This is a genomic window from Rhizobium sp. BK619 (assembly GCF_014195245.1).
GTDB classification, from domain to species: domain Bacteria; phylum Pseudomonadota; class Alphaproteobacteria; order Rhizobiales; family Rhizobiaceae; genus Rhizobium; species Rhizobium acidisoli.
Genome location: NZ_JACIBH010000005.1, coordinates 155,119 through 181,559, shown reverse-complemented (window position 1 = coordinate 181,559; position 26,441 = coordinate 155,119). Strand labels below are relative to the sequence as shown.

General features: G+C 62.8%; 22 protein-coding genes. 11 read left to right on the top strand and 11 right to left on the bottom strand.

Annotated features, from left to right (window positions below; genetic code table 11):
- Positions 1-4 precede the first annotated feature (4 nt).
- Entirely contained in the window at positions 5-508 is a 504-nt protein-coding gene (folK, locus tag FHX14_RS11200) for a 2-amino-4-hydroxy-6-hydroxymethyldihydropteridine diphosphokinase (RefSeq protein ID WP_012557833.1), read from the top strand.
- Positions 509-576: 68 nt separating this feature from the next.
- On the opposite strand, the gene FHX14_RS11195 is transcribed toward folK, so the two are convergent.
- The 4 genes from FHX14_RS11195 to FHX14_RS11180 all read right to left on the bottom strand — a co-directional run bounded on the left by FHX14_RS11195 (position 577) and on the right by FHX14_RS11180 (position 4,460).
- Positions 577-1,128: a hypothetical protein gene (locus tag FHX14_RS11195; protein WP_003579600.1), complete on the bottom strand. Its 552-nt coding sequence runs from the start codon at positions 1,126-1,128 to the stop codon at positions 577-579.
- Positions 1,129-1,338: 210 nt separating this feature from the next.
- Positions 1,339-2,418, bottom strand: coding sequence for a TIGR01620 family protein (locus FHX14_RS11190; RefSeq protein ID WP_184377142.1), 1,080 nt, complete (start codon positions 2,416-2,418; stop codon positions 1,339-1,341).
- Positions 2,415-3,890 (bottom strand): YcjX family protein, encoded by a 1,476-nt coding sequence (locus FHX14_RS11185; RefSeq protein WP_003586187.1) that lies wholly within the window; start codon positions 3,888-3,890, stop codon positions 2,415-2,417. Before FHX14_RS11185 ends, FHX14_RS11190 begins: the two co-directional genes overlap by 4 nt.
- Positions 3,891-3,965: 75 nt before the next feature.
- Entirely contained in the window at positions 3,966-4,460 is a 495-nt protein-coding gene (locus FHX14_RS11180; RefSeq protein WP_184377141.1) for a histidine phosphatase family protein, read from the bottom strand.
- Between the two features lie 276 nt (positions 4,461-4,736).
- Here FHX14_RS11180 and dksA point away from each other — a divergent pair, with 276 nt between their 5' ends.
- Positions 4,737-5,156 (top strand): RNA polymerase-binding protein DksA, encoded by a 420-nt coding sequence (gene dksA, locus FHX14_RS11175; protein ID WP_003569003.1) that lies wholly within the window; start codon positions 4,737-4,739, stop codon positions 5,154-5,156.
- A 65-nt stretch (positions 5,157-5,221) separates the two neighbouring features.
- Here the strand turns inward: dksA and FHX14_RS11170 are convergent, their stop codons facing one another.
- Together FHX14_RS11170 and FHX14_RS11165 are read right to left on the bottom strand one after the other, a co-directional pair.
- Complete coding sequence (locus FHX14_RS11170) at positions 5,222-5,986, bottom strand: DUF1062 domain-containing protein (RefSeq protein ID WP_080518704.1); 765 nt, start codon at positions 5,984-5,986, stop codon at positions 5,222-5,224.
- Between the two features lie 291 nt (positions 5,987-6,277).
- Complete coding sequence (locus FHX14_RS11165; protein ID WP_184377140.1) at positions 6,278-7,345, bottom strand: flagellar biosynthetic protein FliO; 1,068 nt, start codon at positions 7,343-7,345, stop codon at positions 6,278-6,280.
- Positions 7,346-7,650: 305 nt separating this feature from the next.
- On the opposite strand from FHX14_RS11165, the gene FHX14_RS11160 reads away from it, so the two are divergent.
- Positions 7,651-10,254: a PAS domain-containing sensor histidine kinase gene (locus FHX14_RS11160; RefSeq protein ID WP_184377139.1), complete on the top strand. Its 2,604-nt coding sequence runs from the start codon at positions 7,651-7,653 to the stop codon at positions 10,252-10,254.
- Between the two features lie 265 nt (positions 10,255-10,519).
- Here FHX14_RS11160 and FHX14_RS11155 read toward each other — a convergent pair whose 3' ends face one another.
- Positions 10,520-11,446, bottom strand: coding sequence for a pseudouridine-5'-phosphate glycosidase (locus FHX14_RS11155; protein ID WP_184377138.1), 927 nt, complete (start codon positions 11,444-11,446; stop codon positions 10,520-10,522).
- 86 nt (positions 11,447-11,532) lie between these two features.
- Entirely contained in the window at positions 11,533-12,477 is a 945-nt protein-coding gene (locus tag FHX14_RS11150) for a carbohydrate kinase family protein (RefSeq protein ID WP_184377137.1), read from the bottom strand.
- Between the two features lie 229 nt (positions 12,478-12,706).
- On the opposite strand from FHX14_RS11150, the gene recA reads away from it, so the two are divergent.
- The 3 genes from recA to FHX14_RS11135 all read left to right on the top strand — a co-directional run bounded on the left by recA (position 12,707) and on the right by FHX14_RS11135 (position 17,822).
- On the top strand, positions 12,707-13,795 hold the full coding sequence (gene recA, locus FHX14_RS11145; RefSeq protein ID WP_003586201.1) for a recombinase RecA: 1,089 nt from the start codon (positions 12,707-12,709) through the stop codon (positions 13,793-13,795).
- A gap of 164 nt (positions 13,796-13,959) precedes the next feature.
- Positions 13,960-16,614 carry an alanine--tRNA ligase gene (alaS, locus tag FHX14_RS11140; protein ID WP_184377136.1) on the top strand — a complete coding sequence of 885 codons (2,655 nt, stop codon included), beginning with the start codon at positions 13,960-13,962 and terminating at the stop codon, positions 16,612-16,614.
- A 356-nt stretch (positions 16,615-16,970) separates the two neighbouring features.
- Entirely contained in the window at positions 16,971-17,822 is an 852-nt protein-coding gene (locus tag FHX14_RS11135) for an AraC family transcriptional regulator (protein WP_184377135.1), read from the top strand.
- Positions 17,823-17,868: 46 nt separating this feature from the next.
- Here the strand turns inward: FHX14_RS11135 and FHX14_RS11130 are convergent, their stop codons facing one another.
- The 3 genes from FHX14_RS11130 to FHX14_RS11120 form a co-directional block, all read right to left on the bottom strand.
- Positions 17,869-18,495, bottom strand: a complete 627-nt coding sequence (locus tag FHX14_RS11130) for a glutathione S-transferase family protein (protein WP_184377134.1) — start codon at positions 18,493-18,495, stop codon at positions 17,869-17,871.
- A gap of 68 nt (positions 18,496-18,563) precedes the next feature.
- Positions 18,564-19,010, bottom strand: a complete 447-nt coding sequence (locus tag FHX14_RS11125) for a GNAT family N-acetyltransferase (RefSeq protein ID WP_184377133.1) — start codon at positions 19,008-19,010, stop codon at positions 18,564-18,566.
- Between the two features lie 68 nt (positions 19,011-19,078).
- Entirely contained in the window at positions 19,079-20,290 is a 1,212-nt protein-coding gene (locus FHX14_RS11120) for an NADP-dependent isocitrate dehydrogenase (protein ID WP_184377132.1), read from the bottom strand.
- 188 nt (positions 20,291-20,478) lie between these two features.
- On the opposite strand from FHX14_RS11120, the gene FHX14_RS11115 reads away from it, so the two are divergent.
- The 5 genes from FHX14_RS11115 to FHX14_RS11095 all read left to right on the top strand — a co-directional run bounded on the left by FHX14_RS11115 (position 20,479) and on the right by FHX14_RS11095 (position 26,394).
- The gene (locus FHX14_RS11115; RefSeq protein WP_184377131.1) at positions 20,479-21,009 is read left to right on the top strand and encodes a hypothetical protein; all 531 of its coding nucleotides are present in this window, start codon (positions 20,479-20,481) and stop codon (positions 21,007-21,009) included.
- A gap of 95 nt (positions 21,010-21,104) precedes the next feature.
- The gene (locus tag FHX14_RS11110) at positions 21,105-23,138 is read left to right on the top strand and encodes an FUSC family protein (protein WP_184377130.1); all 2,034 of its coding nucleotides are present in this window, start codon (positions 21,105-21,107) and stop codon (positions 23,136-23,138) included.
- A gap of 4 nt (positions 23,139-23,142) precedes the next feature.
- Positions 23,143-23,973 (top strand): RNA methyltransferase, encoded by an 831-nt coding sequence (locus tag FHX14_RS11105; protein ID WP_184377129.1) that lies wholly within the window; start codon positions 23,143-23,145, stop codon positions 23,971-23,973.
- On the top strand, positions 23,954-24,754 hold the full coding sequence (gene murI, locus FHX14_RS11100; RefSeq protein ID WP_184377128.1) for a glutamate racemase: 801 nt from the start codon (positions 23,954-23,956) through the stop codon (positions 24,752-24,754). The genes FHX14_RS11105 and murI overlap by 20 nt, the downstream gene beginning before the upstream one ends.
- A 128-nt stretch (positions 24,755-24,882) precedes the next feature.
- Complete coding sequence (locus FHX14_RS11095; protein ID WP_179610473.1) at positions 24,883-26,394, top strand: ATP-binding protein; 1,512 nt, start codon at positions 24,883-24,885, stop codon at positions 26,392-26,394.
- The last annotated feature ends 47 nt before the right edge of the window (positions 26,395-26,441 follow it).

Here is a 26,441-nt window from a genome sequence, read left to right as displayed (position 1 = left end):
CGCAATGCGATCGGCCACACTCGGCCTCGGCGGCAATATCGGCGATCCCGTCAAAGCGATGGCCGCCGCGCTGCAGCGGCTGGACGGACGAGATGACTGCCGGATTACGGCGGTCTCGCGGCTCTATCGCACGCCGCCCTGGGGCAAGACCGACCAATCCTTCTTCTTCAATGCCTGCGCCGCCGTCGAAACCCGGCTGGAGCCCGAGGCTTTGCTCGATGTCTGCCTGTCGATCGAGCGGGAGATGAAACGCGAGCGTATCGAGCGCTGGGGTCCGCGCACACTCGATATCGACGTGCTGACCTATGGCGACGTTATCCAGGAGGCGCCGCGGCTGGAACTGCCGCATCCGCGCATGACCGATCGCGGTTTCGTGCTGATGCCGCTTGCCGATATCGCGCCGGGCCTGCTCGTCAGGGGCAGGGCGGTCAGCGACTGGCTTGAAGATGCCGAGGTGGCGGGCATCGAGGTTGCCGATAACAGCCGCGACTGGTGGCTGCAAAGCTGAGGCGGAGATCCTGAAACGGAAAACGGCGGGAAACCCGCCGCTTCAGGAAAATCCGCTACACGCTTGATCTACTGGATGGAGCCGACGGCCATCTCGTCGACCTGACGGGTCAGCGTCAGGCCGATGACCGGGATCATCTGGCTTTCCACCTTGACCGAAACGGTGACATTCATCGTCTTGTCATCACGCACACGGGCGATCATCGCGCCGTTCAGCTTGGCGCGGTTGATGCCGACGACGACGGTATCCTCGCTGACGGCGCCGGAGACGACGTCAAGACCCTTGCCGGCGGCGCCGTCCAGGAACTTGCCCTTGTAGGTCGAGCCCGACTGCGAGATGACGGCGGTCATCGGCTGCTTGAAGACGCCGACGCGGCAGGTGCCGTCGAGCTTGATGCCGGCGCCGCTGTCGCCCGTGGGCTCGCCGATCAGATTGCAGGTGAATTTCGTACCCTTATACTTGCCGGCGACGATTTCGCCCGGGCCCTTCCAGGAGCCGGCGACGGAATCGAAGAAGGCCTTGTCACGGGTTGCGGCGGTGGCTGCCGGAGCGACATCTGCGACGGGAGACAATGCCGCGGCGGCCAGACCGCATATAATGAGAAACTTGCGCGAATACATGGATTTTCCTTGGCAAACACCACTCACGAACTGGCTGCAAGTTTTGCCTTGGAATGGTTAATCCTTCCTTTCGATTGTGCCGAAATGCAAGGCAATACAGGGGCTTCGCGCAATTCCGATTTCAGTATATCGTCGTTATAGTCTTGAATTTGCTGTAATTTCGCCAACATTACGTTAGGGATGGCAAGGGCTGCGGAATTGCCCTGTCTCTCAGGGAGTGTTGCCGCGCGGCGACATGGAGGGCGTGAGATCGCCGATAAAATCGCCGATTCCCGGCCGCTTCAGGGCATGGAAGGCGAGCGGGCGGCAGAGATCCATCGCCGCGATTCCAATGCGGGCGGTCATCAGGCCGTTGATGACGCCTTCGCCGAGCCGGGCCGAGAGCTTGGAGGCCAGCCCATGGCCGAGCACCTGCTGGACGAGGCTGTCGCCGACGGCGATCGAGCCGGTGACGGCCAGATGCGCCAGCACGTCGCGCAGCAGGCGGAACATGCCGAGCGTGCCGGGACGACCGCCGTAAAGCTCTGCCATGGCGCGGATGAGGCGCACGGCCTCATAGAGCACATAGAGCAGGTCGACCACTGCGCGCGGGCTGACGGCGGTGACGAGCGAGACGCGCTTTGAGGCATTGACGATCAGGGCACGGGCCTTGCGGTCGAGCGGCGTCAGCAATTCCCGTTCGGCGAGCGCAATCAGATGCGGGGGATCGATGACCTCGCCTTCCGTTGCCTTCAGCGTGGCGCGGCCCTTCGATGTCTCGGGATTGGCCGAAAGCAGCGTGACGAGGCGGGCGACGACGGCGCGCGCCTTCGCCGGCCGGGTTTCGACCATCGCGGCTTCCGCCTCGGCCTTGATCGCCTGGACGGCGGCAAGGCGCATCATGCCTGACGTCTCGCGGATGACGAGGGCAAGCACGGCGAGGATGCCGACCGCGAGCACGGCAAGGGCCAGATAACCCAACCAGTCGGCGCGGGTGAAGAGATCGCGGATCAGGCTGTCGGTCCAGAGGCCGATGCCAAGCGACAGCAGAATGCCGAAGGCGCCGGCGGCGATCTTGCCGAAGGAGGTTCGGCGTCTCAGCGGCGTTGCCACGGGCACCGCGCTCAGATCCTTGTCGGGATTGAGGAAGGGATCGTCCTCATCCGCCGTCACGACGATGTTTTCGGAGAAGCTTTCCGGCTTGCGCCGCTGCTCCCCCTGGCGGCCGTTGTCATGGTGCTCGGCGGCCTCGTCCTCATAGGTAAAAGCCGCGGGCGGGCGGCGTGGCGGATCGGAGGGGGGCTTGCTCATGCGAGACGATCTCCGAACAGGAACTGCATGGCGCGGTCGAGGCGGATATGCGGCACCGACAGCTTGATGCCGCCGCCGGTTTCCTCGAGCTGCGGCGGACGGAACCTGACGACATTGACATCGGGCAGCCGCAGGCCGCTCTCGCCCGCGGCGATGCGGTCGAACAGGCTTTCTGGATCCGCCGGCAGGTCGCCGGGAAAGATCGCGGTCTTTCTCTGGCCGTCGAAACGCTCGCCGGCGATGGTTTCGCCTTCCATGGGCGTGCCGACGATGACAGGCAGGTCATGGCCGTCGCGCTTGACCGATGCCTCGCGGGTGGCGCGCACCGAGGCCAGCGCCATGACGTCGATGCCGGCGCCCGCCATGCCGATGCGGTCGATGGCGCGATCGACCAGGCGGCGGGTCAGCGCATCGAGCCGGTCGTGGCTTTCATGGTGGAGATGATCGGCCTTGGTGGCGGCGACCAGCACGCGGTCGATGCGCCGCCCGAGCAGCGAGGAGAGCAGCGAATTGGTGCCGGGGCGAAAACAAGCGAGCACATCGGTCAGCGCGCGTTCCAGATCCTGGACGGCTTCGGGGCCACGGTTCATCGCCTGCAAAGCATCGACCAGCACGATCTGTCGGTCGAGGCGGGCGAAATGCTCGCGGAAGAAGGGTTTGACGACGACGGATTTATAGGCCTCGTAGCGCCGCTCCATCATCGTCCAGAGCGAGCCGCGATCGGGACGGCCGTCCGCCGGCAAGGCCAGCGGCGCGAAGGTCAGCGCCGGCGAGCCGTCGAGATCGCCGGGCAGCAGCAGGCGGCCGGGCGGCAGGGTGGAGAGCGAGCGTTCGTCGGCCTTGCAGGCCTTGAGATAGTCGGCGAAGGCGGTGGCGAGGTCACGGGCGATCATCTCGTCGGCGCCGGCCTGAATATCGGCGGCATGCGTCAGCGCCAGCCATCCGCGCGACAGTTCGGAGCGGACGCCGGTTTTCGCCAGCGCAATCGTCTCCTCACTGAAGGTGCGGTAATCCTTGCCGAGCAGCGGCAGGTCGAGCAGCCATTCGCCGGGATAATCGACGATATCGATCGACAGCCGGCCGGGCGAAAACAGCCGGTTCCAGCCGCTGGCGCTCTGATAATCCAGCGTGATGCGCAGCTCTGAGATGGCGCGGGTCGAATCCGGCCAGATACGATCCTTCACCAGCGCGCGGATATGATCCTCGTACTGGAAGCGCGGCACGGCATCGTCGGGCTGCGGTTCCAGCCGCACCGCCGAGACACGGCCGGACTGCACCGGCTCGAACAGCGGCAGGCGGCCGCCATGCAGGAGATTGTGCACCAGCGATGAGATGAAGACCGTCTTGCCGGAGCGGGAGAGACCGGTAACACCGAGCCGGACGGTCGGATTGACGAGGCCGCTTGCCCGATCGGCGAGATTGTCGAAGGCGATACGGGCGTCGTCGGCAAAGGATGTGAGGCGTGGCGGCAAGGCGCTAATCCGGTTGGTGACTGCCGGCAATATAGGAAGGGCGCGCCGCCTGAAAAAGACGCGGCGCGAAAGCTTTCAGACGACCACGAAATCGGTGAGACGCCAGCCGCCGGCGGCAGCGTCGTAATCGACGACGGCAAGGCCAGCCGTCGGGAAGCCGCCGGGAAGGGCGCTGACCATCGCTTCATGGCCGATCAGCACTTCCAGCGTCTGCTCCATGGTTGGATTATGGCCGACCAGCATGACGGCCGCCTCTTCCTGCGAATCGACGATTTCGAGATAGTTGTCGACCGTGGCGTTATAGAGCGCGTCGACGTAACGCAGGTCGAGCGTGAGGCCCATCGCCCGATGGACCGCATCGGCGGTGCCGCGGCAGCGCAGCGCCGTCGAACTGATCAGTAGATCGGGACGGTAGCCCTTGTCGGCGGCTTTGTCGGCAATGATCTCGGCATCGCCGAAGCCTTTTTCATTGAGCGGCCGGTCGAAATCGCGTTGGCCGGGTTCGGCCCAGGCCGCCTCGGCATGACGCAGGAGATAGATGCGGTTCGGCGGAGGCAGCGGTACGGTCATGGGCAAATCCAGGATCGGGCGGGTCTTTTCAGTAGCGGTTGCGCTTGGCCGCCGTCAATCGCCAGCCATGCCGCAACGGCGCAAAACGTGGCTGACAACACGGCGTTTTGAAGGCGAAGAAGAAAACGGTAGCCGGAATAACCATGACAAAATAGATCGTTAGCCTAAAATTGTAACAGATTTAAAAATCTGTTTACCTGTCGTATTTGGCTTGAATCGCGGCTAGCGCTTGGGATATACACCCGCCCAGATGAGATGTTCTTCAGGAGAATCGCGTTGAGTGAGAAGATCGATCTTAGCAATTACGTTCCCTCGGAAGAGGAAGAGTTCATGAACGTAAACCAGCGTGCCTACTTCAGGACCAAGCTGGTTGCATGGAGAAATGATATCCTTCGAGAAGCGCGCGAAACCCTCGACCACCTGGCCGAGGAAAGCGCAAACCATCCCGACCTCGCCGACCGGGCGTCGTCGGAAACCGACCGGGCGATCGAACTTCGCGCCCGTGATCGGCAGAGAAAGCTGATTTCCAAGATCGACGCGGCACTGCAGCGCATCGAAGACGGTACTTACGGCTATTGCGAGGAAACCGGCGAACCGATCGGCCTCAAGCGTCTCGACGCCCGCCCGATCGCGACGCTGTCGATCGAGGCGCAGGAGCGCCACGAACGCCGCGAAAAAGTCTATCGCGACGAATAACGGTTTTCATGCAGAGATGAGAGCAGAACAAGCGCCGCGATCGGATAGCGGCGCTTGTTCGTTTATCACTGCTCCGCTGCACAAATGCCTGTCGCCAGAGCTTTCCACGATTGCTCTCGCTCGGCCTCCATGGAGATGTCGATTGTGACAAGGGTGCCGTTCCTCAGTCGGCGTCTCAGGATGCCCGCTTTCTCAGGATCCGTCCGAACCATGCCTTCAGCATGAAGAGCCTGCAGCCTCGAGCGTGAAAGCTTCAGCTCCGAGGCCAGCAGGCGGTCGAGGCGTGTGCTCGTTGGGACCGGGACCGTCAGTTCGATTGCCAATGTCGTCCAATTTTCGGTTTCGTGCCGCATCTCCTTGGTGATTTCAAACTCGGCAAACTCGTCCACACGCAGCGATTTGTGTCGTAGAGCATCGAGGTTGAAGGCCTCGGCCCGGATCCAGTCCGGATCGTTGGATTGCAGCGCGTCAAGGACCGCAGGATCGATGTCGCGGACATTGCGGCGCTCGAATATAGGCCGGTTCCATGTCCTTTCGCAGGTCAGGCATTTGTAGATAAGCCAGGCATCCAGCTTGCGGCCGTTGGCGTTGAGCCGAATCTTGCCGCTGCATGCGAAGGCTCTCAGGCCTCCGCATCCGCCACATGCGATCCAGGGCTGGGGAGCTGTCTTGGGAATAATGGTCCATCGGACCCGAAGCGTCTTGCACATATCGTCTTGGTCTTCCGTTCGGAAGTCCGTCGAGATGGTGCATGAGAAAACCCTTGCGGGCGCGGTGTGGCGATGTTGTGGACGGCTGAAGAGCTGAGACAGCGGAGCTGCACATGGCACATTGGAACAATGCCAAACCGGTCTCTCGCCACCACCCGATGAACATGGTCGCATGCCGCCAGCATGTCGCTAGGCGGCAGTACGGGTGAAACTGGAGTGAGACCGGTGTTTACTTAGGCAAAATGCAACCTCGGATGCGCCAACGCTCTTCACCCCGATAGCAAATGATCGGTATGATGGGGAGGCCCGAGACATCAGCACACTGAAAAAGCCGCGGTATGCGGCTTTTGTGCAACTTCATGGTGAAAGAGAAGGTGTGGCAACCCAGCGTGAACGCGGGCGTCTTTGCCCTCATTTGTCGCGATTGACGCTCATTTCGCCGAAGATGCGGGCAACTTCCTTCTGCAGTTCCGTATCGGCGCCGGTGATCGGGGCGAGGTCGGGATCGCGGCGCGGCAGGTTGCTCGGTTGCGGCTGCGGTATGGCTTGGCGCGGGGCCTGGTTTGCCGGCGCCGGCACGATGCGTTCAGCCGTCAGATTGTTCGACATTTCCTCTTCCAGCACCCGCTGGAAATCATGGCGGGTCGCCGCTGCCGATCGCGCAGCCGCATCGTCCTCGGCTGGGCCGGGGGCTGCGCGGGCGGCGGCCGGCATGTCGTGGGCAGGCGGGGCGGAGATCTCGGGTTCGATGCGCTGCTGCGGCAGCACGCGCTGGCGGGCGGCATCGAGGATCTCGGCCGCACTTGCGGTATCGTGGAATGCTGCGGGCGCGACCGGGGGAGCAACGGGACGCTCCGGCGGGCGCGGCTGGGGCGGGGCAGGCGGAGGAATGTCGCGTTCGGCCGACAGGGGCACTGTTACCGGGTTTGCCGGAAGAGGGCTTGTTGCCACCGGCGGTGCCACGGCCGGCTGGGCCTGCGGTTCGGGGCGCGGGCGCGGCTCCGGCGAAACCGGTGCGGAGAAGGAAGGCTCGGCGGCTGGCTCGACGCGGGCGGGGGCAGGCGGTGCGACCGGAGCCGCAACTGCGGCGCGGGGCGGAGAAACCGGTGGCGTTTCCGGGCGCGCCAGGGGTGATACTGGACGCTGTTCGACCGGTTGCGGACGGTCGGCGGTTTCCGGCTGTCCGGCGGCAGCGGGCAGGATACGGCTTTCGATGACGATATCGCTCGGGCCGCCGATCATGATCAGATGCTCGACGTCGTCGCGGCGCACCAGCACCAGCCGGCGGCGGGCATCGACAGCGGCGGCATCCAGAACCTGCAGACGGGGCTGGCGGTTGCGGCCGCCGCGCACGAAGGGCGAGGGCGCCCGGCTGCGGATCACCCAGAGCACGAGGATGAGCAGGAGAAGCGCCAGACCGACGCCACCGGCGGCAAGCAGAAAACGGCTGCCATAAGCTCCGACAACATCATCCAACATAATCACTTACTCCATTTCATATTCGGCACATATTGACGACTTTTCCGTTCCTTAGGCAAGGGCCGCCGGTGCTGTCCAGTCACGGGAGAACGCGATTTCGTGTTTCGATGCTTGGGTGCTCGGCGATCTTTCGCAGGGTGGCCGCGACAGGGTTCAGGGGCAGATGGCGCTGTTGCCTGTGAATTCAAGCAGTCTTGCCGGCCGCCGGTGTTTTTGCCGACGCGGCAAATTGCTAAGAAGGAAAGAGTGCCTGATTCCCGCTTCGTGTTCGTGCTACGAAGCTGGAGGGCTTATGTGAGGAATACATGACGAAACCGCGTCAGGCCGACGATTATAACGCACCGCTTGTGGATCGTGGGGGGCGTTCTGGCACGGTTTTGCGCATTCTTCTGCTGGCCCTTGTGCTGATTGCAGCCGCCGGCGGCTTCGTCGTCTTCAAGAGATCGCTCGACAATGAGATCGTGCTCGGCGGTCTCGGCGTGCTTGCCATGGTCGGCATCTTCTTCCTGGTATCCTCGGTCATCGGCTTCATCGAGGTGATGCCGCAGCGCCAGTCCGACAGCCTGGCGCGCGCCTTCCTCAACAGCCATCCCGACGGCACGCTGATCACCGACGAAAAGGGCAGGATCATCTATGCCAATGCCGCCTATGGCGCGCTGACCGGCGCACGCAAGGCGACCGAGGTGCAGACGCTGGAAACCCTGCTGTCGCGCCACCGCGAATCGAACGAGGCGCTCTATCGACTGGTCAACGGCCTGCGCGAGGGCAAGGAAGGCCGGGAGGAATTCCGCCTGTTGCGCGCCGTCGGGCCTGGCAGCAACAGCTCCGGCGCCCATTGGTATCGGCTGAAGGCGCGGCTGCTGCAGCCGGAGGAAAACGGCGGCAAGCCGCTGCAGATCTGGCAGATCACCGATATCACCACCGAGCGCGACGACCAGGAGCGCTTCTTCAAGGAATTGCAGAACGCGATCGACTATCTCGACCATGCGCCGGCCGGTTTCTTCTCCGCCGGCAGGAAGGGCGAGATCTTCTATCTGAACGCCACGCTTGCCGAGTGGCTGGGCCTCGATCTCACCAAATTCGTGCCCGGCTCGATGACGATCGGCGACGTGGTGGCGGGTGAGGGGCTGGCGCTGATCCAGTCGGTGCAGGCCGAACCCGGCCTGAAGAAGACGGTGACGCTCGATCTCGACCTGCGCAAGACCAACGGCCAGAGCCTGCCGGTGCAGATCATCCACAGCGTCACGTCGATGCGCGACGGCGCGCCTGGCGAGAGCCGGACGATCGTGCTGGGGCGTGAAAAGAGCGAGGCCGGCGGCCAGTCCGCTTCGGCCGCCGCCATGCGTTTCACCCGCTTCTTCAACAACACGCCGATGGCGATCGCCTCGGTGGATGGCGAAGGGCGGATCCTGCGGACCAACGCGCCGTTCCTGAAGCTGTTCTCCGGCGTCGTCTCGCGCGACGACCTCGAAAAGGCGCCGCATCTCGAAACCATCGTCCAGGAAAGCGACCGGCCGCAGCTCGCCGAGGCGCTGGCGGCGGCCAAGGACCGGCAAGGCGATATCGCGCCCCTCGATACCCGCACGCCGACCGACGAGGCGCGCTATTTCCGCTTCTACGTCAATGCCGTCATCGACCAGAGCGACGAGGCGCCAGAAGAAGCGGCGATCGTCTATGCCGTCGAGGTGACCGAGCAGAAGGCGCTGGAAGCGCAGATGGCGCAGACGCAGAAGATGAATGCCGTCGGCACGCTTGCCGGCGGCATCGCGCATGATTTCAACAACGTGCTGACGGCGATCCTGCTTTCCTCCGACCATCTGCTGTTGCAGGCGCGGCCGGCCGATGCGAGCTTTGCCGACCTGATGGAAATCAAGCGCAACGCCAACCGCGCCGCGGTGCTAGTGCGCCAGCTGCTCGCCTTCTCGCGCAAGCAGACGATGCGGCCTTCGGTGCTCAACCTCACCGATGTCGTCGGCGACCTGCGCATGCTGGTCGACCGGCTGCTCTCCGGCACCAACGTCAAGCTCGACGTGCAATATGGCCGCGACCTCTGGCCCGTCAAAACCGATCTTTCGCAATTCGAACAGGTGCTGATCAATCTCTGCGTCAATGCGCGCGATGCGATGCCCGAGGGCGGCACGCTGACGCTGCGCACCCGAAACCTGACGGCTGCCGAAGTCTCGGCCTTCAACTATTCCTACATGCCGGCCGAGGACATGGTGCTGATCGAAGTCGCCGATAACGGCACTGGTATCGCGCCTGAGATCATGGACAAGATCTTCGAGCCCTTCTTCACCACCAAGGATGTCGGCAAGGGCACGGGACTTGGCCTTGCCATGGTCTACGGCATCGTCAAGCAGTCGGGCGGTTATATCCAGCCGGAATCCGAAGTCGGCAAGGGCACGACCTTCCGGGTCTTCCTGCCGCGCCACATCCCGGAGCCGGCGGTTGCCGCCGAAGCCGGTGCGATCGACAGCGCCGTCGCCGAGATCGGCATGCGGCCGGAGGCGCCGACGGCGCAGCAGCCGGAAGACCTGACGGGATCGGCGATCATCCTTCTCGTCGAAGACGAGGAGGCGGTGCGCCGTGGCGGCAAGCGCATGCTGGAAACGCGCGGTTATACCGTGCACGAGGCGGGTTCTGGCGTCGAGGCGCTCAGCATCATGGAAGAGCTCGACGGCAAGGTCGACATCGTCGTTTCCGACGTGGTCATGCCTGAGATGGACGGCCCGACACTGCTGCGCGAGCTGCGCAAGACCTATCCCGACATGAAATTCATCTTCGTCTCCGGCTATGCCGAAGATGCCTTTGCCCGCAACCTGCCGCCCGAGTCAAAGTTCGGGTTTTTGCCGAAGCCGTTTTCGCTGAAGCAGCTGGCTGTTGTGGTCAAGGAGACGCTGGATAGTTAGCGGTTACGGTTTGGTCGATTTTGGATAGGGCGTCCGGTGGGGCACCCCCCTCTGTCCTGCCGGACATCTCCCCCACAAGGAGGGAGATTGACTCTCGGCTTGACCTTCGCCCATCGCTAACGTTGTGCAGTTTGCAATGCTAATTGTTTGGGGAGACCGGTGCTCCCAGCCAATCTCCCCACCTGTGGGGGAGATGCCCGGCAGGGCAGAGGGGGGCTTGCACGGCACGCCCGATCTGCCAAGGCGATTACAGCCCGCCCATCCCTTACTCGCCAAGCGCCACGGCAATCTCCGCCGCCAGCCGCGCATTGTTCTCCACCAGCGCGATATTGGTCTTGAGGCTCTGGCCGTCCGTCAGATCGAAGATGGTCGAGAGCAGATAGGGCGTTACCGCCTTGCCGGTGATCTCGTCGCGCTCGGCGCTGTCGAGTGCGCGCTCGATGTAGATTTCCATCTCCTCGCGGGCGATCTCGTCGGCTTCGGGCACCGGGTTGGCAATGAGCATGCCGCCGTCGATGCCGAGCTGTTCGCGCACCGTCTGGAAGTTGGCGATGGCGGCCGGGCTGTTCAGCGACAGCGGGCTGCGGATGCCCGAGGCGCGTGACCAGAAGGCCGGGAATTCTTCGCTCTCATAGGTGACGACGGGAACGCCGCGGGTTTCCAGCACTTCCAGCGTCTTCGGAATGTCGAGGATCGCCTTGGCGCCGGCGCAGACGACGATGACGCCGGTGCGGGCCAATTCCTCGAGATCGGCTGATATGTCGAAGCTTTCCTCGGCGCCGCGGTGCACGCCGCCGATGCCGCCTGTGGCAAAAACGCGGATGCCGGCACGGGCGGCGGCAATCATCGTCGCGGCGACCGTGGTGGCGCCGGTGCGACGCTCGGCGATCGCGAAGGCGAGATCGGCGCGCGACACCTTCATCACCTCGGTCGCCTTGGCAAGCTGCTCCAGTTCGCCGGCTTCAAGGCCGATATGCAGCGTGCCGTGAACGACGGCGATGGTCGCCGGCACCGCACCCTGTTCGCGAATGATCGTCTCGACGCTGCGGGCCATCTCGATATTGCCGGGATAGGGCATGCCATGGGTGATGATGGTCGATTCCAGCGCCACCAGCGGCGCGCCACGCTGCTTGGCGCTGGCGACCTCCTTCGAATAGGCGATCGGCAGAAGAGGGGAAATGGGCTTGGTCATGATCTTATCCTGTCGTCGATAGAGCATGATGCCGAAAGTCTCAGCGGTTTTCGGACGACATCATGTTGAACTTCAATTTAGCCGCTTCAATGCAGAATTCTGACCTTGGGAACAAGGGCAAGCGCAGCATTCAAGAGATCCGGCGTCAGATTTTCGTTGACGGCGTGCCGCGACTGCACGGTGAGCGTGGCGGCGGCCGTGCCGTGGCGAACCGCCTCTTCGAGCGGCAGGCCGGCCATCAGGGCGGCGAGGGTGCCGGCCGCAAGAGAATCGCCGGCTCCGGTGACATCGGCGACCGTGTCGGCGACCGGCGGCTGCAGCGTCACGGCGCGGCCCTCGCAAAGCGCCACGAGCTCACGGCGGCCGCGGGTGACGACGGCGTTCCTGATGCCGAGCTCGTTCAGAAGCGGCGGCCAGCCGGCAGCGTCTTCCGGCTGCTCACCGGCAAGGGCGGCGGCCTCGGCCTCATTCAGGAACAGGTAGTCGATATCCCCGATGCACGGTTTCAGCCTGACGACCTTGGCCGGCGAAATGGCAATCGCCGCGACCGGCTTTGCCAGGGAATGCGCCTTGGCGACGATCGCCGCAATCGTTTCTTCCGGCAGGTTGGCGTCGAAAAGGATGAGATCATGGGCGGCGAAGGCCTCCCGTACCCAGCGGATGGAGAGGCGCCGCGGCACGAAGAAGCGGTAGAGATCCATGTCGGCAAGGGCGATGACCAGATTGCCGTCCTTCTCGATGATCGCGGTATAGCTCGGGGTCTTGCGGTCGAGGAAGACAAAAGGCCGGTCGTCGATGCCGGCGAAATCGGCGGCTTCGCCGACCATCTCGCCCATCGGATCGCCGCCGCGCGGCGAGATCATCGTCACCTGAAAACCAAGCCTTGCGAGATTGCGGGCTGCATTGAAGCCGCCGCCGCCCGGCTCCTCGAACCAGGTGCCGGGATTGCTGGCGCCAGGCGCCGTCTCGCCGGAGATGCGGCCGCGTCTATCGATATGGGCACCGCCGAGCACGAGAATCTTTCCGCTCATTGCAGCCACTCTCTTGATGCCCGAAACGCGAATCGATGCGATGGGCTCTCTTGCGCGGGTATCGGCATTTCAGGTCTAAGCCGTTGCTTTGCATTGATAAAACAAAAATAGAACACGGGTCGTTTTACCTTTTTCTTTCAATTGTTTGATCGCCTATTGCGAGAGTAGAACAAATAGGGTACAAACTCGACATTGCTTGGGCGGCTTCAATAACCTAAAGGTGGATCGAATGTCTCAGAATTCATTGCGGCTGGTAGAGGACAAATCGGTGGACAAAAGCAAAGCGCTTGAAGCGGCACTCTCACAGATAGAGCGGTCGTTCGGCAAGGGCTCGATCATGAAACTCGGCTCCAACGAGAATGTTGTCGAGATCGAGACGATTTCGACCGGCTCGCTTGGCCTCGATATCGCACTTGGCGTCGGTGGTCTGCCGAGGGGCCGAATCATCGAAATTTACGGGCCGGAAAGCTCGGGTAAGACGACGCTTGCGCTGCAGACCATTGCCGAAGCGCAGAAGAAGGGCGGCATCTGCGCCTTCGTCGATGCCGAGCATGCGCTCGATCCGGTCTATGCCCGCAAGCTTGGCGTCGATCTGCAGAACCTTCTGATCTCGCAGCCCGACACCGGCGAGCAGGCGCTGGAAATCACCGACACGCTGGTGCGCTCCGGTGCCGTCGATGTTCTGGTTGTCGACTCGGTCGCCGCACTGACGCCGCGCGCCGAAATCGAAGGCGAGATGGGCGACAGCCTGCCCGGCCTGCAGGCGCGCCTGATGAGCCAGGCGCTGCGCAAGCTCACCGCTTCGATTTCCAAGTCGAACACCATGGTGATCTTCATCAACCAGATCCGCATGAAGATCGGCGTCATGTTCGGTTCGCCTGAGACAACAACCGGCGGCAATGCGCTGAAGTTTTACGCTTCCGTTCGCCTCGACATCCGCCGGATCGGCGCGGTCAAGGAGCGCGAAGAGGTGATCGGCAACCAGACCCGCGTCAAAGTCGTCAAGAACAAGATGGCGCCACCCTTCAAGCAGGTGGAATTCGACATCATGTATGGCGAGGGCGTTTCCAAGACCGGCGAACTGGTTGATCTCGGCGTCAAGGCCGGCATCGTCGAGAAATCCGGTGCCTGGTTCTCCTATAACAGCCAGCGTCTCGGCCAGGGCCGCGAAAACGCCAAGACCTTCCTGCGCGACAATCCGGATCTTGCCCGCGAGATCGAACTGTCGCTGCGCCAGAATGCCGGCCTGATCGCCGACCGCTTCCTGCAGAACGGCGGACCGGACCCAGACGATGGCGATGCTGCCGCGGAAATGTGATTTCGCGATCGGTTTTCTGCCAGTCTCTTAGAAAATCCAAGCCGGCTGCATTCCCTGATCAGAATGCGGCCGGTTTTGTTTGTCTGCTGGACAGTGGCGGAGGTGAACGTTAAAAGCCGATGGATTTAGATTTACCTGCCTCCGGCAGCATTGAAGGGCATAGCATGAGCGGTGTGAACGATATCCGGTCGACATTCCTCGACTATTTCAAGAAGAACGGTCATGAGATCGTCTCGTCGAGCCCGCTCGTGCCGCGCAACGACCCGACGTTGATGTTCACCAATGCCGGCATGGTGCAGTTCAAGAACGTCTTCACCGGCCTGGAGAAACGTCCTTATTCGACGGCGACGACTTCGCAGAAATGCGTGCGCGCCGGCGGCAAGCATAATGACCTCGACAATGTCGGCTATACTGCCCGGCACCTGACCTTCTTCGAAATGCTCGGCAACTTCTCGTTCGGCGACTATTTCAAGGAGAATGCGATCGAGCTTGCCTGGAAGCTCGTCACCGAAGGTTTCGACCTGCCGAAACATCGCCTGCTGGTCACCGTCTATTCCGAAGACGAGGAAGCGGCAACGCTGTGGAAGAAGATCGCCGGCTTCTCCGACGACAAGATCATCCGCATCCCGACCTCCGACAATTTCTGGCAGATGGGCGATACTGGCCCCTGCGGCCCCTGCTCTGAAATCTTCATTGACCAGGGCGAGAACGTCTGGGGCGGCCCTCCCGGCTCGCCTGAGGAAGATGGCGACCGGTTCCTGGAATTCTGGAACCTCGTTTTCATGCAGTTCGAGCAAACGGAGCCTGGCGTTCGCAACCCGTTGCCGCGTCCGTCGATCGATACCGGCATGGGTCTGGAGCGCATGGCCTGCATTCTGCAAGGCGTTCAGAGCGTCTTCGACACGGACCTGTTCCGCACACTGATCGGCGCCATCGAAGAGACGATGGGCGCCAAGGCCAAGGGCAGCGCCAGCCACCGCGTCATCGCCGACCATCTGCGCTCCTCGGCCTTCCTGATCGCCGACGGCGTGCTGCCGTCGAATGAAGGCCGCGGCTATGTGCTGCGTCGTATCATGCGCCGCGCCATGCGGCACGCCCAGCTTCTCGGCGCCAAGGAGCCGCTGATGTACAAGCTGCTGCCGACGCTGGTGCAGGAGATGGGCCGCGCCTATCCGGAACTCGTGCGCGCCGAAGCACTGATCTCGGAGACGCTGAAACTCGAAGAAGGCCGCTTCCGCAAGACGCTGGAGCGTGGCCTGTCGCTGCTGTCGGATGCGACCACAGATCTCGGCAAGGGCGACATGCTGGATGGCGAGACCGCCTTCAAGCTCTACGACACCTATGGCTTCCCGCTCGACCTGACGCAGGATGCGCTGCGTGCCCGTGAGATCGGCGTTGATATCTCCGGCTTCACCGATGCCATGCAGCGCCAGAAGGCCGAAGCCCGTTCGCACTGGGCCGGTTCCGGCGAGAAGGCAACCGAAACCATCTGGTTCGAGCTTAGAGAGAAGTACGGCGCAACCGAATTCCTGGGTTACGACACCGAAACCGCTGAGGGCGTCGTGCAGTCGATCGTCAGGGAGGGCGCCGTTGCCGAAGAGGTCAAGGCCGGCGACAAGGTGCAGATCGTCGTGAACCAGACGCCGTTCTACGGCGAGTCCGGCGGTCAGATGGGCGATACCGGCGTCATCTCGTCCGACCACGGCAGAATAGAGATCTCGGACACGCAGAAGAAGGGTGAAGGCCTCTTCGTGCATTCCGGCGTCGTTGTCGAAGGTGCATTCAAGGCTGGCGATGCGGTTGTCCTGACCGTCGATCACGCTCGCCGTTCGCGGCTGCGCGCCAACCACTCGGCAACACACCTGCTACATGAGGCGCTGCGCGAAGTGCTCGGCACCCATGTCGCCCAGAAGGGTTCGCTTGTTGCGCCCGAGCGGCTGCGTTTCGACGTTTCACATCCGAAGCCGATGTCGGCCGGGGAGTTGAAGATCGTCGAAGATATGGCCAACGAGATCGTGCTGCAGAATTCTCATGTCACGACCCGGCTAATGAGCGTTGATGACGCCATCGAGGAAGGCGCCATGGCACTCTTCGGCGAGAAGTACGGCGATGAAGTGCGCGTCGTCTCGATGGGCACCAGCGTTCATGGGGCAAAGAGCAACAAGCCTTACTCGGTCGAGCTTTGTGGCGGCACGCATGTGTCGGCCACCGGTCAGATCGGCCTGATCCGCGTTCTCGGCGAAAGTGCTGTCGGCGCCGGGGTTCGCCGCATCGAAGCGGTGACCGGTGAATCGGCGCGCGAATATCTCGCCGAGCAGGATGATCGGGTGAAGACGCTGGCTGCCTCGCTGAAGGTCCAGCCTTCGGAGGTTCTATCGCGTGTCGAAGCCTTGATGGACGAGCGCCGCAAGCTGGAAAAGGAACTGGCCGATGCCAAGCGCAAACTCGCCATGGGCGGCGGGCAGGGCGGCTCGGCCGATGCCGTGCGCGAAGTCGCCGGCGTCAAGTTCCTCGGCAAGTCGATATCGGGCGTCGATCCCAAGGACCTCAAAGGGCTTGCCGATGACGGCAAGACCAGCATCGGCTCCGGCGTCGTCACGCTGATCGGCGTGTCCGACGATGGCAAGGCGAGCGCCGTCGTCGCGGTGACGCCGGATCTCGTCGATCGTTTCAGTGCTGTCGATCTGGTGCGCGTCGCCTCGGCCGCCCTCGGCGGCAAGGGCGGCGGCGGCCGCCCCGACATGGCCCAGGCCGGCGGCCCGGATGGCGCCAAGGCTGATGAGGCGCTTGAGGCTGTTGCAGCAGCACTCGCCGGCTGAACTATCGGTTCATTCCTAAGGCGGAAGCTTGGCTCCCGCCTTAGCTTTTGGTGAGCGTTCTTTACTCGGCGTTCGCCCAGACCTTCCTCATTCCTGTGCTCGTCACAGGAATCCAGTGCGCCCAAGTCCTTGGGCGCGAAAGAATCTTTCTCTTTTGGTACTGCTTCGTTCACGGCGCGGACGCGCCGTGGCTGGATTCCTGTGACGAGCACAGGAATGAGGGAGGTCGGGGTGATGCCGGAGCACCAGCCTCGTCCTTCGAGGCCCCTGTTGGGTGCACGAATCCGGCAGGTCAGCAGGATTTGTCAAATCGGGATATGGTTCTCTGCAGTCGATCGATTTGCATGAGGTTTGACATGAATGGCGAAACGGCATGGGCACTTTATGAAAGCCGTCTGAGACGGGTTTCGGCCTATATTCACGACCACCTCGACGAGGAGCTGGATATGGCGCGCCTTGCCGAGATCGCCTGCCTGTCGAGTTATCACTGGCACAGGATCTACCGGGCGATTTACGGCGAGACGCTGGCGGCCACCGTCAAGCGGCTGCGGCTGCATCGCGCAGCGGGCGAGATCGTCGGCACGGAGCTTGCCGTCGGCGAGATTGCAAAGCGATCAGGCTATCCCAATCTCCAATCCTTCACGCGCATTTTCAAGTCGGTCTACGGCATGCCGCCAGGTCGCTACCGGAAAGAGGGAAGCCACACAGCCTTCCAACCCTTACCTAACGGAAAGACCAACGCCATGTTCGACGTGACCATACGTGAGATCGCACCGACGGAGCTGATCGGTGTCGCCCATACCGGCTCCTATATGGAGATCGGCAAAGCCTTCGAAACATTGTTCGGCACGCTTTACGCCCGCGGCCTCGCCAGGCCCGAGATGCGGATGATCGGCGTCTATCTCGACGATCCCGACATCGTGCCGGCCGAAAAGCTGCGCTCGATCGCCTGCGTCACCGGCTCTGCTGACGTCCCGGCCGAAGCGCCGTTCGAGCGGCGCACCATCGACGGCGGCGACTATGCGGTGCTGCGCCACAAGGGCCCCTATGCCGACATGCACAAGGCCTATCAGTGGCTTTATGCGGAATGGCTGCCCAAATCGGGACGGCATCTGAAGGACAGCGCCATGTTCGAGGAATATCTCAACAATCCGCGCGACGTGCCGCCGACCGAGTTGATGACGGATATCCATATGCCGCTTGCCTGAGGGCTGACATTCCGGCGCGGTCACGTGAGAGCCGCGCCGGTGACGATCAGGCCGCCTGCATCGTCTTGCCGGCCTCGTCATCCAGCGCATTGGCGCGCTTATAGGCCTCGCGCTCGCTGATGCGGCCGAAATAATCGACGAAGGCCTGGCGTTTTTCGATGCTGCCGAAGCCGAGGCCCCAGCCGACATGTGAGCCGACATAGACGTCGGCGGCGGTGAAGCGCTCGCCGGCAACATAGGTCGAGCCGGAAACGGCCATTTCAAGCGTGTTCATGACGTCGCCGAAGCCGCCGCAGCCGGCCATGCGCAACTTCTCCGTCGGAATGTCGAAGCCCAGAGCCTTCATTGTCACTGCCGATTCCAGCGGACCGGCGGCAAAGAACATCCAGCGGTAGTAGGCGGCGCGCTCCTGCGGTTTGGGGGCCAGCCCCTTTTCCGGGAAGGTTTCGGCAAGATAGGCGCAGATCGCCGCGCACTCGGTGACGACGGTGTTGCCATGGCGGATCGCCGGCACCTTGCCCATCGGGTTGACCCGCAGATATTCCGGCGCCTTCATGCCTTCACCGAAGGTCAGAAGCTCTGTGCGGTAGGGCTGACCGATTTCCTCCAGCATCCAGCGCGCGATGCGGCCGCGTGACATCGGGTTCGTGTAGAATACCAATTCTTCGGTCATGACATCCTCCTCCTGTTGCGTCGCTCGGAATCAATAGGGCGGCAAGGTCTTTGTGCAACCCCCGATCTTTAGAGAGCCTTGCGGTACTGGATGAAGCCCGAACGTTCGGCGATCTTGTTGTAAAGCCGCCGGGCCGTTGCATTCGTTTCGTGCGTCATCCAGTAGAGCCTGCCGGCGCCGTTTGTGCGCGCCAGATCGGCGACGGCATCGATCAGAGCGGCACCGGTGCCGAGGCCGCGTTGGCTGTTTTCGACATAGAGATCCTGCAGGTAGCAGGTCCATTGCGGCAGCCAGCAGGAGCGGTGAAAGATGGCATGGACGATGCCGACCAGGCGGCCGTCTTCGCCGAAGGCGCCGAGCGCATGCATCGGTTCGTCGGGATCGTGAAAGCGAGCCCAGGTGAGATCCGTGGTTTCGGGCGGGATGACCACCTCGTAGAAGCGCTGATACGCTTCCCATAGGGGGTCCCAGGCGGTGCGGTCGGAGGGTTCAAGCGGTCGCAGGATGGCGGTCATCGGTTCGTTCCCAAATAAAAACGGCGGGGAAATCCCCGCCGTTTCAATGCTATCGCGAAAGGGCAGGCTTACGCCATTGCCTTCTGCAGGTTCTGGTCGATCTTGTCGAGGAAGGCGGTGGTGGAGAGCCACGGCTGATCCGGGCCGATCAAGAGTGCCAGGTCCTTGGTCATGAAGCCGGATTCGACGGTATCGACGCAGACCTTTTCGAGCGTCGAGGCGAAGCGGGCCAGTTCGGCATTGTCGTCGAGCTTGGCGCGGTGAGCGAGGCCGCGGGTCCAGGCGAAGATCGAGGCGATCGAGTTCGTCGAGGTTTCCTGGCCCTTCTGGTGCTGGCGGTAGTGGCGGGTAACCGTGCCGTGAGCGGCTTCGGCTTCGACCGTCTTGCCGTCCGGCGTCAGCAGAACCGAGGTCATCAGGCCGAGCGAACCGAAGCCCTGGGCAACGGTGTCGGACTGGACGTCGCCGTCATAGTTCTTGCAGGCCCAGACATAACCGCCCGACCACTTGAGCGCCGAGGCCACCATGTCGTCGATCAGGCGATGTTCGTAAGTGATGCCGGCTTCCTTGAACTGATCCTTGAATTCGGTCTCGTAGACTTCCTCGAAGATGTCTTTGAAGCGGCCGTCATAGGCCTTGAGGATGGTGTTCTTGGTCGACAGATACACCGGCCACTTGCGCATCAGGCCGTACATCATCGAGGCGCGGGCAAATTCGCGGATCGATTCGTCGAGGTTGTACATGGCCATGGCAACGCCGGCGCCCGGTGCGTTGAAGACTTCCCTTTCGATCACGGTGCCGTCTTCACCGACGAACTTGATCGTCAGCTTGCCCTTGCCGGGGAATTTGAAATCGGTCGCGCGGTACTGGTCGCCGAAGGCGTGACGGCCGACAACGATCGGCTGCGTCCAGCCGGGAACCAGGCGCGGCACGTTTTTGCAAATGATCGGCTCGCGGAAGATGACGCCGCCGAGGATGTTGCGGATCGTGCCGTTCGGGCTCTTCCACATTTCCTTGAGGTTGAATTCCTTGACGCGGGCTTCGTCCGGCGTGATCGTCGCGCACTTGATGCCGACGCCGTATTTCTTGATGGCGTTAGCTGCATCGACCGTTACCTGGTCGTTGGTGGCGTCGCGGTTTTCCACGGAGAGGTCGAAATAATCGATATCGAGGTCGAGATACGGATGGATCAGCTTATCCTTGATAAGCTGCCAGATGATGCGCGTCATTTCATCGCCGTCGAGATCGGCGACGGGATTGGCGACCTTGATCTTGTTCATGTATCTGCCTCGTTCGAGCTTGAAGGGGACAAGCGTCCCGGGTGGGTGACGTGATGAGGAGCGCTATAGCATTGTGAACTGGGAACGCAAAGCTGCAACGGGTTTCACAATGCGTTTTTGCCGGCATTGCCAAGCGCCGAAATCTGGCTAGTGTCCGCCATGATTTGCCCGCCCCGGAACATTCGATCATGAAGACAATCGCCGTTGTTATCGCAAGCCTTATCGCCTTTTCGGGCGCCGCCCACGCGGCTGATGCCACCGCTCCGGTGAAGGAGATCATGGAGGCAACCAAGAGCAACTGGGCCGACAACAACAGCGACTGGATCGACATCTTCGATGCGAGCCGGCTCGACCATCTCTACAGCAAGGACTTCGTCGCGAAATACCAGGCGGCCGCGCAATTTCCCGCCGGCGACGACGACGACGGCATATCGCCCTTCGATTACGACGTCATCGTCAACGGCCAGGATGCATGCCCGCTGGAGGATCTGACGATGGCGGCGGCGCCCCCGGTCAACGGGACGACCGAGGTCACGGTGCGCTTCAAGAAGTCCGCCTGCGCGGACGCTCCTGACGCCAAGGACTATACGACCGTTCGCTTCGAGGTGGTCGAGGAGGCTGGCCAGGCCGTCATCGATGATATCGTCACCGAGAATATCGAAACGCAGGGCCGCGATTCCTTGAAGGCGACGATGACGCTGATTGCCAAGGGCCAATAGGCGCGCGACAGTCGCGAGCGTCGAGATTCGATCTCGGGCATTGCTTCGCCCGGCATGGCATTATCTGTCGATCCGTGGCATGAGGGGTTCCTGCATTGTTTTCCGGCTTTCAGGCTCGCGACTGGCTGCTTGCCAATGATCCGGCGCTTTCGCGTCTGCGCATGGCCCTGCGGGTGACGCTGACGATCGTTTTCTCCTTTTTGGTCCTTCTTGCCGTCCACACCTTCATCCTGCCATTGCCGACCGCGGCCTTCGGCCTCGGCATCGTGCTGTCGATCGAAGGTGGAGTGGCGGTGCGCGACAAGGGCAATTCCCGCCAGTTGGTGACGCGGCTCTTCGGCTGTGTGGCAAGCCTTGCCGTCGTCGGCATCGCGGCGGGGCTCGAGGATCGCCGTCTTCTCTCCGATCTCGTCTTCCTGGTGGTGATCGCGCTCGCATCGGCGGGACGGGTGTTCGGGCCGCGCGGTTTTGCGATCGGCATGTTCGCCTTCACTTCCTATTTCATGGGCGCTTATTTCCGGCCGCCGCTCGCCGAACTGCCGGAAGTCGCGATCGGCCCTGTCGTCGCTGTGCTTATCGGGCATCTGGTGAGGGCGGTGCTGTTGCCCGACGATTGGCGGCGCGACCTGTTGCGTTCGCTCGAAAGCGTCAGGGGCCGGATCAACCAGATCCTCTTCAAGCTCGCCGCCATCGCCGGCGACGCCGAGATCGGCGAAGCCGACAGGCAGGAACTGCGGCAGCTGGAAGACCGGCTGAAGGAAGTGGTGCTGATGGCGGAGACCTTCATCCCGCGCCCGCCGGCCGGCGTCTTCGACGCTGCCGCCGACCCTGCCGCCGAACTGGCGATCCGGCTTTTCGACGCCCATCTTGCCGCCGAGAGTGCGATCGTGCTGAGCTTTCAGAGCCCGCCGCCTTTTGCGCTCGTCCATGCGGTCATCGAGGCGGATGCGGCGGACCTTGCAAGATTTGAAGAGATGGCCGATGCCATCAGGGATCAGCCGCAAGGCGAAACCGTGCGGGCGCTTCTCTGGCTCGGCGAGGCGCGGCAGCAGTTGACGCAGGCGATCGGCGAGGGGCAGGCCTCCGGTTTTTCCGAGATCGATGCGATCAAGGATACGGCGCAATCCCAGGCAATCGACTTTTCGCTCGCCAATCCTCTGCTGCGGTCGGCGCTGCAGATCACCGTCGCGTCGGCGATCGCCATGAGCTTCGGCCTGCTCTTGTCGCGCGAACGCTGGTTCTGGGCAGTGCTTGCTTCCTTCCTCGTCTTCACCAACACCAATTCGCGCGGCGACACCGCGATGAGGGCGCTGTCGCGCTCGCTCGGGACCGTGTTCGGGATTGCTATCGGCCTTGTGCTGGCAACGCTGTTTTCAGGCGAGCCCGCGATCGCCATTCCGGTTGCCGCCGTCTGTATCTTCCTCGCCTTCTATTTTCTGCAGGTTTCCTATGCGACCATGACCTTCTTCATCTCGATCGTGCTCTGCCTGGTCTACGGCATGACCGGCGTGCTGACGCTCGATCTGTTGAAGCTGCGGATCGGGGAGACCATGATCGGGGCGGCGGCCGGAACGGCGGTCGCCTTCATCGTCTTCCCCACACGCACGCGCGGCGCGCTTGATTCCGCGCTTTCCCGCTGGTTCCAGGCGCTGCGCGACCTGCTGGGCGCGCTGGGTGATGGCAAGAATGGTTTCGAACTGATGGCGCTGTCGCAGAAGATCGATGCCTGTTACCGCGACGTGACGGTCGCGGCGCGGCCACTCGGCTCTTCCTGGTCGGTGGTGACGCGGCCGGGCCAGATTCGCCAGACGCTGGCGATCTTCCTGTCCTGCACCTACTGGGCGCGTATCCTGGCGAAGAATTACGAGGTGCCGGCCGCCGACGACATTCTGAATAGGCTGATCGCGGCGGATCTGGCGCTGATCGACAATGCCGCCCCGCGCGGCTCGAGCTGTTTCCTGATCAAGCGCAAGGCCTCGCGGACGACAGGGCGACACCTGCCGCTGTCGCGCGAAGGCGCCAGGCTGGGGCTCGAAATGATCGGTTCGGCGCTGGAAAGGCTCTATCCGCAGGCCGACGTCTTGCCGTTTGCGACGGGCGAGGCTATTGCGCGCTCGAAACAAGGATAAGACCATGGCAGGCACGAACAGCGAGCGTCAACTTCTGGCCGAAGGGCCGGCGATTATTCTGGTCGAGCCGCAGATGGGCGAAAATATCGGCATGGTGGCGCGCGCCATGGCGAATTTCGGCCTTGCCGAACTGCGCCTCGTTAATCCACGCGACGGCTGGCCGAACGAAAAGGCGCTGGCGACCGCCTCCAAGGCCGATCATGTGATCGCGGCAACGAAAGTCTACGACACGCTGGAGCAGGCGGTTGCCGATCTCAACTTCGTCTATGCGACGACGGCGCGCGAGCGTGACGGTTTCAAGCCGGTGCGATCCCCCGTGATCGCCGCCGAGACCCTGAGGGCAAAATTCCGTGCAGGCGAGGGCACCGGCATCCTCTTCGGGCGCGAGCGCTGGGGGCTGACCAATGAGGAAGTGGCGCTTGCCGACGAGATCGTCACCTTTCCCGTCAACCCAGCCTTTGCTTCGCTGAATATCGCCCAGGCCGTGCTGCTGATGTCCTATGAATGGATGAAGTCCGGCATGGAGGATGTCGGCGCTGTGCCGTTCCAGGCGATGGGGCAGACGCCTTCGACCAAGGAGCAGCTGTTCGGCCTGTTCGACCAATTGGAAGAGGCGCTGGATGCGCGCGGATATTTCCATCCTGCCGGGAAAAAGCCGAAAATGGTGGACAATCTGCGTGCTGTTCTATCCCGCCGGGCTTTCACGGAGCAGGAAATTAGCGTGCTGCGCGGCGTCATCTCCTCCCTCGACCGCTTTTCGCGCAAGAGCCCGCGCGGTGGCAGGTTCCCGACATCGGCCAAGGAAACACCGCCAGATGACAGCGACGACGCGTGAGCTGAAACCTATCCTTCTCTTCGATTCCGGCATCGGCGGGCTGACTGTCCTGCGCGAGGCGCGCGTCTTGATGCCTGAACGCGGCTTCATCTATGTCGCCGACGATGCCGGTTTTCCCTATGGCGGCTGGGAGGAGCAGGCGCTGAAGGAGCGGGTTATCGGGCTCTTCGCCAAGCTGCTGGCGGATTATGACCCTGAAGTCTGCATCATCGCCTGCAACACCGCCTTCACGCTTGTTGGGGCTGACCTGCGCGCCGCCTTTCCCCAGATGACCTTTGTCGGCACAGTGCCGGCGATCAAGCCGGCGGCGGAGCGCACGCGCTCGGGCCTGGTCTCAGTGCTTGCCACCCCCGGCACGGTGAGGCGGGCCTATACGCGCGATCTCATCCAATCCTTTGCGCAGCAATGCCATGTCCGCCTCGTCGGCTCTGAGAACCTGGCGCGCATGGCCGAAGCCTATATTCGCGGCGACACCGTCTCCGACGACGCCGTGCTTGCGGAAATCGACCAATGTTTCGTCGAGAAGGACGGACACAAGACCGATATCGTCGTGCTGGCCTGCACCCATTATCCGTTCATGGCCAATCTTTTCCGCCGGCTTGCACCCTGGCCGGTCGACTGGCTTGATCCGGCCGAAGCAATCGCGCGGCGCGCCCGCACGCTGGTGCCGGCGGCGGCCGATGCGGTGCATCCCGACAATTTCGACTTTGCGGTGTTCACGTCCGGCCACCAGGATTTCGCGACACGACGGCTGATGCAGGGTTTCGGCCTGAGAGCATGAAGGGAATTGTCCTGTGGGTTGGCGAAATCCGGCCCTGAAAATCAGCAGATTCTTTGATAGACGGGGCGTTGCCGTTTCGGAAGAATGGCGCTTCACTCATGTGAGTCTCTTCGTCGCGAGGATCAGCATTGCAAGTTGGCATCGATATGGGATTGGCGTCCGGCAGCCCGGCGACGCTCGATATCGAGGAGCTGCTGGCGACCCGTCTGCTCGTCCAGGGCAATTCCGGATCGGGCAAGTCGCATCTTTTGCGCCGCCTGCTCGAGCAATCCGCGCAATGGGTGCAACAGGTCATCATCGATCCTGAGGGTGATTTCGTCACCCTCAGCGACAGGTTCGGCCATGTCGTCGTCGATGGCGAGCGCACCGAGGCGGAGCTGGCTGGTATCGCCAACCGCATCCGCCAGCATCGGGTTTCCTGCGTGCTGACGCTCGAAGGCCTCGATATCGAACAGCAGATGCGCGCAGCCGCTGCATTTCTCAACGGCATGTTCGATGCCGATCGGGAATACTGGTATCCCGTTCTCGTCGTCGTCGACGAAGCGCAGATGTTCGCACCCTCCGTCGGCGGTGATGTCTCGGAAGATGCGCGCAAAATGTCGCTCGGAGCGATGACCAACCTGATGTGCCGCGGGCGCAAGCGCGGGCTTGCCGGGGTGATTGCGACGCAGCGGCTCGCCAAACTCGCCAAGAACGTCGCGGCCGAGGCCTCGAACTTCCTGATGGGCCGCACCTTTCTTGATATCGACATGGCGCGCGCTGCCGACCTGCTCGGCATGGACCGCCGCCAGGCCGAAATGTTCCGCGATCTGAAGCGCGGCAATTTCGTCGCCCTCGGACCGGCGCTGTCGCGCCGGCCGCTGCCGATTCAGATCGGCGCGGTGGAAACCTCGGCGCGCTCCTCCAGCCCGAAGCTGATGCCGCTGCCGGATGCGCCGCAGGATGTCGAGGATCTGATCTTCACCCCCGATCCGGAGGAATTCCAGCGTCCGCTGGTGCGCCGTGCGCCGCCGGCGCCGCGGCCGACCACCGATATCCTGGCGGAGCTCTCACGCTCGACGCCGGCGGCGTCACCCGCGCCTGTCGAGGCGAGGGCGAGCCAGGTGGAAATCTCAGCCGAAGAGCGGGAGGAACGCCTCGCCGGCGTGCTTGCCGAAATACTCGACGATCCCACCTCCGCCTTCCGCACCGATTCCGTGCTCTACCAGGATTTTCTCGTGCGGCTGCGCATGCGCCGCGTGCCGGGACCGCCGGTCGCGCTACCGGATTTCCGCCGGCGCGTGGCGATCTCCCGCTCCGGCGTCGATGCCGCGACAGCCGCGAGCGACGAATGGGCGACGGCGCTGTCACTGTCGTCAGGTGTCACCGACGACCTGCAGGGTGTCTTCCTGATGCTCGCCAAGGCCGCCGTCTGCGGCGAACCGTGCCCGTCGGACGCCCGCATTGCCCGCGCCTACGGCACCCATTCGGCGCGGCGCGCCCGCCGCCTGCTCGGTTATTTCGAGGAGCAGGGGATTGTCGTCGTGCACACGGATTTCTCCGGTAAACGCATCGTGGCTTTCCCAGACATGAATTGCCAGACCGCGCCGGGCGACGCGAATGCGCCCGATACGGGCGATCAGCCGCTGGCTGCGGAATAGTGGCGCTTTCGGGCTCTAGAACAGGATGATTTTAGGCCTGCTCTGCC

What these genes read in the sequence shown, in the direction of transcription:
- FHX14_RS11160 (WP_184377139.1), top strand. Translation starts at nt 7,651, where the DNA reads ATGACGAAACCGCGTCAGGCCGACGATTATAACGCACCGCTTGTGGAT.
- FHX14_RS11130 (WP_184377134.1), bottom strand. Translation starts at nt 18,495, where the DNA reads ATGACCGAAGAATTGGTATTCTACACGAACCCGATGTCACGCGGCCGC.
- FHX14_RS11150 (WP_184377137.1), bottom strand. Translation starts at nt 12,477, where the DNA reads ATGAGCGGAAAGATTCTCGTGCTCGGCGGTGCCCATATCGATAGACGC.
- FHX14_RS11190 (WP_184377142.1), bottom strand. Translation starts at nt 2,418, where the DNA reads ATGAGCAAGCCCCCCTCCGATCCGCCACGCCGCCCGCCCGCGGCTTTT.
- FHX14_RS11155 (WP_184377138.1), bottom strand. Translation starts at nt 11,446, where the DNA reads ATGACCAAGCCCATTTCCCCTCTTCTGCCGATCGCCTATTCGAAGGAG.
- FHX14_RS11115 (WP_184377131.1), top strand. Translation starts at nt 20,479, where the DNA reads ATGAAGACAATCGCCGTTGTTATCGCAAGCCTTATCGCCTTTTCGGGC.
- FHX14_RS11180 (WP_184377141.1), bottom strand. Translation starts at nt 4,460, where the DNA reads ATGACCGTACCGCTGCCTCCGCCGAACCGCATCTATCTCCTGCGTCAT.
- FHX14_RS11135 (WP_184377135.1), top strand. Translation starts at nt 16,971, where the DNA reads ATGAATGGCGAAACGGCATGGGCACTTTATGAAAGCCGTCTGAGACGG.
- folK (WP_012557833.1), top strand. Translation starts at nt 5, where the DNA reads ATGCGATCGGCCACACTCGGCCTCGGCGGCAATATCGGCGATCCCGTC.
- FHX14_RS11125 (WP_184377133.1), bottom strand. Translation starts at nt 19,010, where the DNA reads ATGACCGCCATCCTGCGACCGCTTGAACCCTCCGACCGCACCGCCTGG.
- recA (WP_003586201.1), top strand. Translation starts at nt 12,707, where the DNA reads ATGTCTCAGAATTCATTGCGGCTGGTAGAGGACAAATCGGTGGACAAA.
- alaS (WP_184377136.1), top strand. Translation starts at nt 13,960, where the DNA reads ATGAGCGGTGTGAACGATATCCGGTCGACATTCCTCGACTATTTCAAG.
- FHX14_RS11120 (WP_184377132.1), bottom strand. Translation starts at nt 20,290, where the DNA reads ATGAACAAGATCAAGGTCGCCAATCCCGTCGCCGATCTCGACGGCGAT.
- murI (WP_184377128.1), top strand. Translation starts at nt 23,954, where the DNA reads ATGACAGCGACGACGCGTGAGCTGAAACCTATCCTTCTCTTCGATTCC.
- FHX14_RS11195 (WP_003579600.1), bottom strand. Translation starts at nt 1,128, where the DNA reads ATGTATTCGCGCAAGTTTCTCATTATATGCGGTCTGGCCGCCGCGGCA.
- FHX14_RS11165 (WP_184377140.1), bottom strand. Translation starts at nt 7,345, where the DNA reads ATGTTGGATGATGTTGTCGGAGCTTATGGCAGCCGTTTTCTGCTTGCC.
- FHX14_RS11105 (WP_184377129.1), top strand. Translation starts at nt 23,143, where the DNA reads ATGGCAGGCACGAACAGCGAGCGTCAACTTCTGGCCGAAGGGCCGGCG.